At 34.0% G+C, this 12,982-nt stretch carries 13 protein-coding genes; 7 read left to right on the top strand and 6 right to left on the bottom strand.

The window, feature by feature from the left end:
• Positions 1-134 precede the first annotated feature (134 nt).
• From D2K62_RS05780 to D2K62_RS05790, 3 genes are all read left to right on the top strand, one after another.
• Positions 135-1,091 (top strand): carbohydrate ABC transporter permease, encoded by a 957-nt coding sequence (locus D2K62_RS05780; RefSeq protein WP_112182333.1) that lies wholly within the window; start codon positions 135-137, stop codon positions 1,089-1,091.
• The gene (locus D2K62_RS05785) at positions 1,092-1,934 is read left to right on the top strand and encodes a carbohydrate ABC transporter permease (protein WP_112182332.1); all 843 of its coding nucleotides are present in this window, start codon (positions 1,092-1,094) and stop codon (positions 1,932-1,934) included.
• A 117-nt stretch (positions 1,935-2,051) separates the two neighbouring features.
• Complete coding sequence (locus D2K62_RS05790) at positions 2,052-2,675, top strand: YesL family protein (RefSeq protein ID WP_112182331.1); 624 nt, start codon at positions 2,052-2,054, stop codon at positions 2,673-2,675.
• A 46-nt stretch (positions 2,676-2,721) separates the two neighbouring features.
• Here D2K62_RS05790 and D2K62_RS05795 read toward each other — a convergent pair whose 3' ends face one another.
• Positions 2,722-3,123, bottom strand: coding sequence for a secondary thiamine-phosphate synthase enzyme YjbQ (locus D2K62_RS05795; protein WP_112182779.1), 402 nt, complete (start codon positions 3,121-3,123; stop codon positions 2,722-2,724).
• Between the two features lie 119 nt (positions 3,124-3,242).
• On the opposite strand from D2K62_RS05795, the gene D2K62_RS05800 reads away from it, so the two are divergent.
• From D2K62_RS05800 to D2K62_RS05810, 3 genes are all read left to right on the top strand, one after another.
• Entirely contained in the window at positions 3,243-3,623 is a 381-nt protein-coding gene (locus tag D2K62_RS05800; RefSeq protein WP_112182330.1) for a RidA family protein, read from the top strand.
• 120 nt (positions 3,624-3,743) lie between these two features.
• The gene (locus tag D2K62_RS05805) at positions 3,744-4,646 is read left to right on the top strand and encodes a DUF1002 domain-containing protein (protein WP_117161076.1); all 903 of its coding nucleotides are present in this window, start codon (positions 3,744-3,746) and stop codon (positions 4,644-4,646) included.
• Between the two features lie 90 nt (positions 4,647-4,736).
• Positions 4,737-5,279, top strand: coding sequence for a DUF6241 domain-containing protein (locus D2K62_RS05810; protein ID WP_117161077.1), 543 nt, complete (start codon positions 4,737-4,739; stop codon positions 5,277-5,279).
• A gap of 73 nt (positions 5,280-5,352) precedes the next feature.
• Here the strand turns inward: D2K62_RS05810 and D2K62_RS05815 are convergent, their stop codons facing one another.
• The 5 genes from D2K62_RS05815 to D2K62_RS05835 all read right to left on the bottom strand — a co-directional run bounded on the left by D2K62_RS05815 (position 5,353) and on the right by D2K62_RS05835 (position 10,175).
• Complete coding sequence (locus D2K62_RS05815; RefSeq protein ID WP_117161078.1) at positions 5,353-6,531, bottom strand: MFS transporter; 1,179 nt, start codon at positions 6,529-6,531, stop codon at positions 5,353-5,355.
• A gap of 200 nt (positions 6,532-6,731) precedes the next feature.
• Positions 6,732-7,529: a phosphonate ABC transporter, permease protein PhnE gene (gene phnE / locus D2K62_RS05820; protein WP_112182326.1), complete on the bottom strand. Its 798-nt coding sequence runs from the start codon at positions 7,527-7,529 to the stop codon at positions 6,732-6,734.
• Positions 7,529-8,332: a phosphonate ABC transporter, permease protein PhnE gene (phnE, locus tag D2K62_RS05825; protein WP_112182325.1), complete on the bottom strand. Its 804-nt coding sequence runs from the start codon at positions 8,330-8,332 to the stop codon at positions 7,529-7,531. Before phnE (D2K62_RS05825) ends, phnE (D2K62_RS05820) begins: the two co-directional genes overlap by 1 nt.
• Positions 8,322-9,101, bottom strand: a complete 780-nt coding sequence (gene phnC / locus D2K62_RS05830) for a phosphonate ABC transporter ATP-binding protein (protein ID WP_112182324.1) — start codon at positions 9,099-9,101, stop codon at positions 8,322-8,324. The genes phnE (D2K62_RS05825) and phnC overlap by 11 nt, the downstream gene beginning before the upstream one ends.
• Positions 9,102-9,266: 165 nt before the next feature.
• Positions 9,267-10,175 (bottom strand): phosphate/phosphite/phosphonate ABC transporter substrate-binding protein, encoded by a 909-nt coding sequence (locus tag D2K62_RS05835; protein ID WP_112182323.1) that lies wholly within the window; start codon positions 10,173-10,175, stop codon positions 9,267-9,269.
• Between the two features lie 420 nt (positions 10,176-10,595).
• Between D2K62_RS05835 and helD the strand changes: the two genes are divergently transcribed.
• Positions 10,596-12,956, top strand: coding sequence for an RNA polymerase recycling motor HelD (gene helD, locus D2K62_RS05840; RefSeq protein ID WP_112182322.1), 2,361 nt, complete (start codon positions 10,596-10,598; stop codon positions 12,954-12,956).
• The last annotated feature ends 26 nt before the right edge of the window (positions 12,957-12,982 follow it).

Raw genomic sequence — 12,982 nt, forward strand, 5'->3', positions numbered from 1 at the left:
CTACGGAAAAGGAATTGACACCTCATAGGACTGTTGTATTAATTAAAGATACTAGCATGTTGTAAAATTAACTATTACTAAGTTATAGAGTGAAGTTGAGATACTGCTCTAATTTTAAAAAAGGAGGTTTTTAAATGTCTTCTAATTTGTCCGAAAGTAAAGTTTCAACTGATTTGAACAAGAAGCCCTTTAAAGAACCTAACAAGTTTTTTAAATTTTTAAACTCAAAAAAAGTGGTGCCATACATTTTTGTTTTTCCTTTTATTATATCTTTCTTGATCCTCACTTTATACCCTGCTGTTCGAGGTATAATAATGAGTTTCCAAAGTATTTTACCTGGACAAGTACAGTTTATAGGGTTAGATAATTACTCCAGAGTCGCTAATGCAAACTTTTTTAAAGCGTTATCGAATACTTCAATTTACGTTCTACTAACGGTATTAATTTTAACAATTGTACCGATGCTTTTAGCAATTTTACTAGATTCAAAGTATTTGAAGTTTAAAACGTTTTTCAGGGCATCATTATTTATTCCAGCATTAACTTCAACTATTGTTGGTGGTATGATATTCCGTTTGATGTTTAGTGAAACAGACTCTTCTGTTGCTAATCAGATTGTTAGTTTATTAGGAGCAGATTCAGTAGATTGGCGTTATCAAGCTTGGTCAGCAATGTTTTTAATGGTTATACTTGGCTCTTGGCGCTGGATAGGTGTTAATTTACTGTATTTTCTTGCACAGTTACAAAGCATACCTGCAGAACTATATGAAGCTGCAGATATAGATGGTGCAAGTGGATTTCAAAAAATGAGATTCATTACTATCCCACACTTGAAACCTATTATTATTTTTGTTAGTACAATAACGATAATAAATGGTTTTAGGATGTTTGAAGAAAGTTTTGTATTCTGGGAGACAAGTTCACCAGGTAATATTGGTTTGACTGTTGTTGGTTATATTTATCAACAAGGTATTGGTCAAAACGATATGGGCTTTGGTTCAGCAATTGGTGTAGTTTTAATGTTAATTATATTTGTAATTAGTATCATATACTTGATACTTACAGGAACTTTCAAGAGAGGTGATGAATAAATGAACTCGAAAAGTAAAGGTAACGGAATAAAGTGGCTTGCGACGATAGGTTTTGCTTTTGTTTCTTTAATTGCTTTATTTCCAATTATCGGACTATTGATTTCGTCATTTAGACCATCATCTGATCTAATGAGAGATGGTATCTCCTTCAGTATCGATTTAACTAAATTAAATTTTGATAACTATGCGTACATCTTTCAAGAAGCATCTCAATACTGGTCTTGGTATGGTAATAGTTTAATTATTTCAGGAATGACAATTATTTTATCATTGTTCTTCTCCTCAATGGTTGGATATGCATTGGCGGTATACGAGTTTAAAGGAAGAAATCTATTCTTTGTTCTTGTATTGTTAATCCTTATGATACCATTTGAAATTTTGATGCTTCCATTATACCAATTGATGGTAAGTGCACAAATTGTAGATACTTATTTTGCTGTAGTGCTTCCGTTAATCGTTGCGCCAGTGGCAGTATTCTTTTTCAGACAATTTGCTTTAGGTTTACCGAAGGAACTGATGGATGCAGCGAGAATTGATGGCAGTACTGAATATGGCATATTTTTCAGAATTATGCTACCATTAATGGGTCCTTCATTGGCTGCGATGGCAATATTACAAGGTCTTGCTAGTTGGAACAACTTCTTGTGGCCATTATTAGTATTGCGCTCAAATAGCATGTTTACATTACCAATTGGTTTGGCAACATTATTAACACCGTATGGTAATAATTATGATATATTAATTGCAGGTTCTGTATTAACTATCATTCCGATTATTATATTGTTCATATTCTTCCAACGATATTTCGTTGCAGGACTGACTTCAGGTGGAGTAAAAGGATAATGATTATAAATTATTAAAAGAGATCGTAGTTTTCTGCTTCGTTTTATGCGAAAACTATGGTCTTTTTTTCAACACTAAACTAATTTTCAAATTAAGGATAAAGGGATGAATCTCGTTATGAATGCAAAAGATCTTGTCACAACTTTAGATAGAGTGATGTATTGGGTAATGCAATTGGCACTTTTAAATTTTCTTTTTATACTGTTTTCAGTTTCTGGCTTGATTATAGTCGGAATTTTTCCTGCTACAGTTGCAACGTTAGGTGTTACTAGAAAGTGGATAATGGGACAGTATGAAATAAAGGTATGGACAACATTTAAGCGAATATTTCGCGAAGAATTTATTTCTTCTAACATTATAGGTTGGATATTAACTTTAATTGGCGGGATTTTTTATTTAAATTATCGGATTATCGCAGAATCACAAGGTGATATGTTCTTTATCGTTCCTTTTGCATTCTATTTAGTTATTTTTCTGTACCTTGTTGTTGTGGTCTGGGTTTTCCCATTAAATGTACATAACTATGCTAGTGTTCTCCAACAATTTAAAAATGCATTTATTGTAGGAATAACAAAGTTACCTATCACGATTACAATGATGCTATTATTATTTTCTTTTATGTTTTTCTCGTTAGAATATCCAGTGTTACTAATTTTCTTTACATTTAGTTTAAGTGCAACAGTGTGGATGTGGTTATCCATGCGAGTTTTTTCTAAGGTATTAGCTGATAAAGAAGAGTAGGATTTAGTTGAGAAAAGATTCCGCCTGCTAGACGGAACTTTTCTATTTAACCTTGGATTACTTTTGCGTGAAATTTTCTATTACGTGGTCCATCAAATTCACAGAAATATACGCCTTGCCAAGTTCCGAGTACGAGTTTACTGTTAGAAATGACCAATGTTTGTGCATGTCCCACTGTACTTGTTTTTAAGTGAGCTGCAGTATTTCCTTCCATATGCAAATCTTTTAGATGTTCCCAAGGATACACTTCTTCCAATCTCCTAAGAAAGTCTGTTTTAACGTCTGGATCCGCGTTCTCATTAATAGTAATCCCAGCTGTGGTATGCAAGGAGGAAATAATAATTATTCCATCTTTAATTTGCTGATTAGCAATCCAATCTTCAATACTTGACGTGACCTCAATCATTTCATCGTGATTCTTCGTATTTAAATAAAAAGTGTGTTCCATCATAAAATTCATCCTTTCAATTTTCAATCTAACTTAATTGTACTAAAAAAATCATAATATGTTAAAATTCTTAATAGGTATATCAAAAATATCCCGAATTAGAAGTAGGAGGAAATCTTATGACACTAAAAAAAATCCAAACTGACCAAGCGCCACAAGCGATTGGACCGTACTCTCAAGCAATGGACTTAGGTGATCTTGTCTTTGTATCAGGACAGATACCTCTAGATCCAGAATCGATGGAAGTGGTGACAGGAGATATTACGGTGCAAACGGAACAGGTTATGAGAAATTTACAAGCGATTTTAACAGAAGCAGGACTTACGTTTGCAAACGTAGCGAAGTTTACTATTTATATAACAAATATGGATGATTTTTCGGCAATTAATACTGCCTATGCTAAGTTTTTAACAGAACCATATCCTGCAAGAGCAACGGTAGAAGTTAGTAAGTTACCTAAAGGTGTTAACGTTGAAATGGATGTTATTGCAAAACGATAGTAAGACAAGTTTGAGTAATGAAAATATTTTAACGCACAGTAACATAAAGTATAATTAGAAGTCAGATCTGAATAAAATAACAGAACAGTGATATGTATTTCTAAAGGAGATTAATCAAAAATGAAGCGTTTTAAAACACTTTTAATCGTTTTTATCATCGCAATGTTAAGTGCTACTTCTGTAATGGCTAGTACAGATGATTCAACTAGTATTGATGAAAAGAATGGATTGCCTCGAGTTGTTTATGGGGATGCCTTATCTGATGAACAAGTTAGAGAAGTGCAGAACTTGTTGAATGTTAATGATCCTGCAATGGTAGAAGAGTACACTGTTACAGGAGAAGATCTAGCGAATTATATTGGTGGAGATGCAAGTTCAAATATGTATTCATCAGCTAAAATAACGAAAAAAAATGAAGGTCATGGTTTAGTCATTAATATTGTTAATCCAGACAACATTACCGAAGTTACTAATGAAATGTATGCAAATGCTTTATTAACTGCAGGTGTTGAAGATGCAGAAGTAGACGTAGCTTCACCGGTGAAAGTGAGTGGTCATTCAGCTTTAACTGGTATTTATAAGGCGTTTAATGTTGATGGGGAATCTTTGGACAAGGACCGTATGGAAGTAGCAAATGAAGAATTAGAAATAGCCACTGATTTAGCGGATGAATCAGGTATGGATCAGGAAAAGGTTAGCGAGTTATTAACCGAGATAAAACAACAAATTTCTGAACAGAATCCGGCTACAAGAGAAGAAGTTGAACAAATTGTCCAAGAACAATTAGATAACTTGAATATTGAGTTAAGTGATGAAGATCGCCAAATGCTAACTGATCTGTTTGAAAAAATGCGTTCAATTAATATCGATTTTGGAAATGTCTCTAGTCAATTAGAAGATATAGCAAGTGATATTAAGAATAAGATTCAAGATGTAACGAGTAATCCTGGTTTTTGGGAAGGCGTTAAAAACTTCTTCGTAAGTATGATGGACAGTTTAAGAGATATATTTGCAGCTGAATAAAAAGTCGTGTTTTAATTGAAATAGCATACCATTATTTGGTATGCTATTTGTATAATTATATTTAATGATTATGTAGGTAGAGGTGATATATTGAAAATTTTCGGATGGACAATTTCTATATTAATCGTGCTTTTAATTGGTGTGGTTGGTTACTTTGGTTTTATTGTATACCAAGACTTTGCTAATGAAGATGATGAGACAGTGGAGGAAGTTGCTGATAGTGAAGAGACACAAGAAGTAACAGAACTCTCGGAGGAAAAATTTGAAAATAACGAAGGATCTGAATTGAATCCGTTTGGTGATAGCGTTACACAAGAACAACTTGATGACGAAGATTATCAAGAATATATTCATCAGATGTCCCATCAAAAAGTTATAGCAGATGAAAAATGGGGATTTTACTTAATAACAGATGAACGAATTAATTGGTTAATAGAAGGGCTTGACCAAGTAGAATTGGGCGAAACAGAATCAATTTATGGGGCAATTCTAAAACGCTGGGCAAACGCAGATTTTTCGCAAGTAGATCAAGACCATAATACAATTTGGAGATTACAAGGTGGTACGATTGGTAAGGCTACCGGGGTAATGAGTGAATCAGAGGAAGAAGCTTTTATAAATAATGAACAATAGCTAAAACGCTTGGATTTAAACCGCCAAGCGTTTATAAACTATTATATGTTTGCATAGTTTTTATTGTATAAGATTATATATGATCACCTGTAAGTGCTGGATAACGTCGCTTCGCTAACCATAAAGCAACGCTACACGTCAATAGTAATAGACTCGTAACAATAAATACGGCAGCGTAACCGAAACCACTAGCAAGTGTTCCGCCTAGAATGGGGCCGATAATATTACCGAAAAAACGAATACTTGTATTATAACCCAGTACTTCTCCTTGCATTGCAAGAGGTGCTTCTTGACGTATATAAGCAATTCGGACAGGTATAATCCCGCCAATAGCTATTCCTAATAAAAAACGTAACACTACTAATTGCCAAAGATTAGTCACAAAGGCTCCAGGAAAATAAAAAATACCGGCAAAAAATAATAAGACAATTAAAATTTTTATATACCCGACGTGATCAGCAATAGATCCCCATTTTCTTGCCATTAATAAATTACCTAGACCAGCAGCAGAAAAGGCAATTCCAGAGAACAAAGCGATATTTTCTGGGCCATGTAAATCATTCACATATAACGAGAGAATCGGTTGGATGCTGAAATGAGCAATTTGAATAAACATGGATACGAGCATTACAATTAGAAGCATCGGGTGCCTTATAATGTGCAATAATACCTCTTTGCTTGAGAACTGGGTGCGTTGACCATCAATAGGCTTAATTTTCCTTTCTGTCACTCCAAATAGAACGAGTAACCCCGAAATGAACAAAATAATAGATAAGCCTTTAAATGTTGATGAATAGCCTATTGCATCAGCTAGTAGGCCACCTATGAGAGGGCCCATCAGTATCCCCGTTATACTTCCGGTTTGTAAGGTTCCGAGAACTCTTCCGGCTATGTGTTTCGGTGTTTGTGTTGAAATTAGAGCCTGTGACATGGATATGAAACCCGTAAATACACCCATGAATAGCCGTAGAAGAAATAATTGCCAAACTGAACCAACGAAGCCCATTAGTAAGACAGATAGACCTAATCCAAAACCAGAAACCACTAAGATATGTTTTCTTCCATAACGATCACCAATCTTCCCCCATAAAGGCGAAAAGATAAATGCTGTCACAAATGTTATGCCGAATATTATTCCAGACCATTTTTGTACATAAGATTCAGAAAAATCACCGAGTGTTGCAATATATAAAGATAGAAATGGTAAAACCATTGTAATGCTTCCGGCGATGAAGAAGTTGGCAAACCACATAATAGCTAAATTCTGTTTGATGTTTTTTTCTTCATTAATAACAGATCACTTCTTTCGCTACGCGTATATTTCGCAAACCTAAATATATATGATAGCGTAAATTTGTGTAAGATGAAAGTGATTCACCTGAAAAAATCAACGTTCGTTTTAATTAACTAAATAAAAAAGGCATCCTTTTTGAAGGATGCCTTTTTTCATAATTATACAAGACGTTTACGAATGTAACCGGAGATTTGGTCAATTATTGTTACGACAACAATAATTGCAAGTAAAATCATACCCACTTCTTCCCAGTTACGATTTAAATATGCAAAGGTAATTAACGTACCGATACCACCTGCACCAACAACACCAAGTACAGAAGAGGCACGTACATCAATTTCAAAGCGATAAATTGCATAGGATAAGAATTCAGGTAATACCTGAGGGAAAATGCCGTAAAAAAGAATCTGTAATTTATTTGCCCCACTAGACTCTAGTGATTCTATTATGTTCATGTCGATTGACTCAATTACTTCTGAGTATAGCTTTCCTAACATTCCGGTAGAACCAATGGATATTGCTAATACACCCGCAAAAGGATTCGGTCCAACAGCTGCTACAAAGATTATAGCCAGTATAATCTCGGGAAAAGCACGAACAGCACCAAGTATCCACATACCAATAGTGTTTAAGAATTTGTTTTTAACAATATTAGAAGCACATAAAAATGAAAGTGGTATAGCAATTATTGCTGCTGTAAATGATCCAGTATATGCAATAAAAACTGTCTCTAACATCATTTCTAGTATAGTTGGTGTTTCCTCAAAAGCAGGGTTAAAGAACTTAGGGATAATCCGATCAAAGTTCTCAATCGTACGCATACTAAAGATAGTATCCCATTTGATGTTAACACTAGTGAAAGTCCAAATATAAATTGCTGCTATAACGATGATGCTAATGACGCGTTTCGTTATTTTCTTTCGATCAATTGGTTTAGAGGGTATATTCGCTTTCATTATACAAGTCCCTCCCTTAATTTACCGCTAATGTAATCAATAATAACTACCACAGCAAAGATGATAAGAACGATAGTTGAAACTGCTGGATAGTTTAAGAAATTTATTTGTGAGTTAATTAATTGACCAACACCACCGGCGCCAACTAACCCAAGTACAACAGAAGCACGGATGTTTATTTCAAATACATATAGACTGAATGAAATAAACTGTGGTAATACTTGTGGCATTACTGCAAACCAAATCGTTTGTAATGCATTACCGCCGGAAGCTTTGATAGCTTCTGAAGGATTCATATCAATTGATTCAATCGTTTCACTTAATAATTTAACTAATATACCGATAGCGAAAACGATTAATGCAATTATTCCTGGGAATACACCAATACCGAATAAACCAACAAAAACAACTGCTAAAACAATATCAGGGATCGTTCGGATGATATTTAGTATAAATCGCATACTATTGTATAAATATTTATTTGTTGTAATATTTGATGCTGTTAATAAGCAAAAAGGGATACTAATTAAAGTAGCCACGGTTGTTGAGATTATTGCCATATGAATGGTCTCAAATAACTTTTCCCAAACCGCCCCAGCGAAACTCCAATCAACTGGGAAGAAACGTCCAATTAAGTCTGTAATATTACCGATTTTCATAAAGAAATTTATGATAAAAGATTCGGTTGTAATAGAGCTAATTAAATAGAAACCGAGTACGGCAACCAAAGAGAGTGTGATAATTCTTTTTGTTTTTAATGGATAAAGACTCTTTGGAATGAACTTTTCTTTGTTATTCGGCATCTTCCGTGCCCCCTCGCATATCCTCTTCACGAATGGTGCGCCCGTATATTTCTTCAAATGTTTGTTCCGTAACCTCCGATACAGGACCATCATAGACTACTTCACCAGCACGCATTCCGATGATTCGATCTGCATATTCCATTGCCATATCAATAAAGTGAAGATTAACTACTGTTGTAATATTATCTTCCCTATTAATTTGCTTTAAATAGGTCATTACTTGGTGTGAAGTAGGAGGGTCTAAACTGGCCACGGGTTCATCTGCTAAAATAACATTTGGCTTCTGTGTTAACACACGTGCAATACTGACACGTTGTTGTTGTCCACCACTAAGTTCATCTGCACGGCTATATAATTTATTATCAATGTTAACGCGTTTTAAATTCTCGTATGCTAGTTCCATATCTTCTTTAGAAAACATATTAAAGATACTTTTTAATGTACCTGTATAACCAAGACGCCCTGCGATAACATTTTTAATTACAGTAGAGCGATTGACAAGATTGTAGCTTTGAAATATCATGCCGATTTTTTTGCGTAACTGACGTAAATCGTTTCCTTTATATTGTAGAATGTCTTCGTCACCAACATGTAATTCTCCGCTAGTTGGTGTCACAAGCCTATTAATACTTCTAATAAAAGTAGATTTACCTGCACCAGATAAACCAACTATTACAACAAATTCGCCTTCATTGATTTTTATATTAATATTTTTAAGTCCTTGTGTACCATTTGGGTAGGTAAGGGACAGATTTTTAAATTCAATCACTCTTCATAAACCTCCAATATTTTTTCTGATTATTTACTAGTAGTATATATTACTAGATTAAAAGAATAAAGAAAATTTCATATGTAATGAAAAGCAGGAGAGAAGCACGCATCTCTCCTGCACTATTAACTAACATTATGGGGAATTTTGACTGTTAACTATTTTTTAAAGATCATCAATTGTGATAGAATCACTGAACATTTCATATGTGTCACGAACAACGTCATACTCACTATCATCAGCTTCTATAATAGCATCCCAGTTATATACTTCATTCATAATAGTAATCATTTCTTCATCATCATTGAAACTTAAAAATACATCTTTAATGTTTTGAACTAATTCATCATCTAACTCAGAAGTAACGGAGATTGTATCATTTGGAATCTCATCCGTATATTCAATAACTGTTAAAGCATCCATGATGTCTGGATATTCTTCTTCTAATTCTGTTCTTACATCATCAAATGTCGTTGCAACATCAGCGTCACCATTATATACGGCAATGGCTGAGTTATCATGACCACCAGTTTGAACAGAGTCACCAAAGAATTCAGTTTCTGGGTTTTCTACATCAAATTCCGTAGCAATTTGTGCAGCTGGGAATAAATAACCACTTGTTGAAGTTGGGTCACCATAAGCCCATGTTGTTCCTTCTAAATCTTCTAAAGTTTCGAGTCCAGAATCAGAACGAACTAAGTATTGAGCAACATAAGAACCACTGCCATAACGTTCAGACTTTAAGATAACTTCTACATCATGTTCTTGATTTGCTAGGACATAACCAAATGCCGGTACAAATCCGATGTGTACTTCATTCGTACCCATTGCCTCGACCAATGCAGTGTAGTTGGTCATTACGCGTCCTTCTACTTCTATATCTTCACCAAGTTCTTCAGAAAGTTTTTCTGCTAAAGGTGCAATAGTATCTGCGATTGTATCAGATTCTTGTGAAGGTACGAACCCCATAATAATTGTTTCAGGATTTGACTCACTTCCTGCGCTAGAACCACAACCAGCCATCAAAAGTACAGTTACAAGTGCTAAAAACATACCAGCAAAAATCTTCTTCATTTGTTTATATCCCCCTAATACTTTTTTAAGTTACTCTTTTATTATGCATCATTTTCACGAAGGATGCTAGTCCATTTACAAAATTTTAATAAAAAATTTACATTTTTTCTGTATATTTGTAAGGTTATATAACAACAACGTTCGTGTTTAGGTTTAAAAAAACCAGTTTAAGGAATTTTTTGTTCGTACTATAATCTTAATTCTTAAATAGGGAAGTATAAACAGGCATATACTATTAAATGCCATATTCGTGTTCACTATTTGTGCAAGTGTAATTTTTTGTATTAACTCTTATAATCGAACAAAGAATTAGTATTTTAAGTAAACATATGGCAAAATATTATAGGTGAATCTGTATGATTAAATATAATAGATGTTAAAATGGATTAAAAGAAGTATTTGTAGTTAGGAGTGAAAACCATGGATGAGCAAGAGAAAGATTGGCCTGAAGAAAAAGCAAGGGTTGATCACGTGGTGAAACGAGTTAAACAAAAGATGGATAAATTAAGTACACATGTAAAAACATTAAAAGATCGTGTAATAGATATCCGCAAGAATTTCTGGGACGATGTAACGGTAAATCTAGAAGAAATAGATGATGTAGTTGAAACACAGGCAAGCTTGAAACAACAAGCTGAATTTCTTTCTGAAAGAGAAAGGAGCCATGGGCAATTATCCAAAGAGCTTAACACATTAGATCGTTTAAAAGATTCTCCCTATTTTGGTCGAATTGATTTCGTTGAAAATGGAGAAAAGTCAAAGCCAGATTCTATCTATGTCGGTCTTGCTTCATTAATGGATGAAAAGGAAGAAGATTTTCTTATATATGATTGGCGTGCACCAATTTCTAGTCTATATTATGATTATCCACCAGGTGAGGCTTCTTACCATGCTGTTGATCAAGTCATAGATGGTGAAATTACCTTGAAACGACAATATATAATTAAACAAGGACAATTAAAAGGCATGTTTAATACAGGTTTAACAATTGGCGATCGTTTGTTGCAATCGGTATTAGGTACGAATGCAGATACAAAAATGAAAAGTATTGTTGCGACGATACAACAAGAACAAAATCAAATAATCAGAAATGAACGCAGTAAAATTCTTGTCGTTCAAGGAGTTGCTGGTAGTGGGAAAACTTCGGCTGCGCTTCAACGGGTTGCTTATTTGCTTTATCGTTACCGTGAACATTTAAAATCAGAAAATATTGTATTGTTTTCTCCGAATCCGTTATTCAATAGTTATATCGCTACGGTGTTACCTGAATTAGGAGAAGACAACATGAAACAAACGACATTTTATCGATATATTGATACACAATTAGGTAATCAATTTACAATTGAATCTCCCTTTGATCAAATGGAATACTATCTTCAAACGAACAATCACAGTATTGATCCTAGAATTACAGCAATGCGCTATAAAGCAAGCATAGAGTTTAAAGATCATATTGACAGTTTTATTGAAACACTTTCAAAAGAAGGTATGGTATTTAGAAATGTTCGTTTTCGTGGGGAATTAGTTATTTCAAGAAAGAAGATCCGCAACTATTTTTACGCATTTCCTTCTAATATAAGTATTTCTATTCGTCTAGAGAAGGTGATGAAGTGGTTACTTAAACAATTAGATGAATTAGAGATAAATGAACGAGAGAAAGATTGGGTGCTTGAAGAAATTGAGTTATTAGATAAAGCTGACTATCTAGATGTACACCAACAATTACAAGAAGAAGCGCCATTTTCAGAAGATACCTTTATGGATGCAACAAGAGAGGAAGCGTTACTAAGAAAAAAAGTAACTAAAGACAAAATTCATCCATTAAGGCAAAAGATAAAGCGTTTATACTTTATTGATGTTAAAAGTACGTACCAACAACTATTTGAAAATCCTGAACTTCAAGATAATAAAGAAGTAGTCCTCCCAGAAAACTGGCACGCTATTTGTGCAGTCACATATGAAAATTTACGTTCTAACTTTTTATCATGGGAAGATGCAACGCCATATTTATATTTTCAAAATAGGTTAAAAGGTTTTCAAGCAAATCGGTCTATTCAACATGTATTTATCGATGAAGCGCAAGACTATTCACCGTTTCAGTTTGCTTATTTAAGAGAGATATTCCCTATTAGCCGGATGACATTACTCGGTGATATTAATCAAGCGATTTATGTCCATGCATTAGAAGAGCATAACGTTTTAACAGACCCAACAGAAGAAAAACATGAGAAAATAACGCTAACAAGAAGTTATCGTTCAACGAAGCCAATTGTTGAATTTACGAAAGCTTGGATGCCTCAAGGAGACCAAATTGAAGCTTTTAATCGAGATGGTAAACTTCCTGTTTTAATGGAAGTTGATAATATAGCAATCGCTTCAGATAAGTTAAGTGAAGCTATTAATACGTATCAATCAAAAGGGCATCAAACGATTGCGATCATATGTAAAACCATGCAAGAAAGTGAAAGAGTATACCAGACATTAAAACAACATTTTGATGTGTTATTAATGGATCAAAGTACGCATACATTTCAAAAAGGTATATTAGTGATACCGGCCTATTTAGCAAAAGGCATAGAATTTGATGCTGTTATTATTTATAATGCTTCAAAAGCACGTTATCAGAACGAATTAGAAAGAAATCTCTTATATACAGCGTGTACAAGAGCGATGCATGAATTATTTGTGTTATCACTTGGTGAGGTTAGCGAATTTGTTCAACAAGTTCCGAAAGATCGCTTTATACATTATAAGATTCATTCAATTGAAAAAAACAAGTAGAAAAAAGGCATTCCGTTTGATATAGG

It is taken from the genome of Paraliobacillus sp. X-1268, assembly GCF_003426095.1.
GTDB lineage: Bacteria > Bacillota > Bacilli > Bacillales > Amphibacillaceae > Paraliobacillus_A > Paraliobacillus_A zengyii.

Excerpts from the sequence above, each read along its gene's own strand:
- D2K62_RS05780 (WP_112182333.1), top strand. The coding sequence starts at position 135 with ATGTCTTCTAATTTGTCCGAAAGTAAAGTTTCAACTGATTTGAACAAG.
- D2K62_RS05785 (WP_112182332.1), top strand. The coding sequence starts at position 1,092 with ATGAACTCGAAAAGTAAAGGTAACGGAATAAAGTGGCTTGCGACGATA.
- D2K62_RS05790 (WP_112182331.1), top strand. The coding sequence starts at position 2,052 with ATGAATGCAAAAGATCTTGTCACAACTTTAGATAGAGTGATGTATTGG.
- D2K62_RS05795 (WP_112182779.1), bottom strand. The coding sequence starts at position 3,123 with ATGGAACACACTTTTTATTTAAATACGAAGAATCACGATGAAATGATT.
- D2K62_RS05800 (WP_112182330.1), top strand. The coding sequence starts at position 3,243 with ATGACACTAAAAAAAATCCAAACTGACCAAGCGCCACAAGCGATTGGA.
- D2K62_RS05805 (WP_117161076.1), top strand. The coding sequence starts at position 3,744 with ATGAAGCGTTTTAAAACACTTTTAATCGTTTTTATCATCGCAATGTTA.
- D2K62_RS05815 (WP_117161078.1), bottom strand. The coding sequence starts at position 6,531 with ATGTGGTTTGCCAACTTCTTCATCGCCGGAAGCATTACAATGGTTTTA.
- phnE (WP_112182326.1), bottom strand. The coding sequence starts at position 7,529 with ATGAAAGCGAATATACCCTCTAAACCAATTGATCGAAAGAAAATAACG.
- phnE (WP_112182325.1), bottom strand. The coding sequence starts at position 8,332 with ATGCCGAATAACAAAGAAAAGTTCATTCCAAAGAGTCTTTATCCATTA.
- D2K62_RS05835 (WP_112182323.1), bottom strand. The coding sequence starts at position 10,175 with ATGAAGAAGATTTTTGCTGGTATGTTTTTAGCACTTGTAACTGTACTT.
- helD (WP_112182322.1), top strand. The coding sequence starts at position 10,596 with ATGGATGAGCAAGAGAAAGATTGGCCTGAAGAAAAAGCAAGGGTTGAT.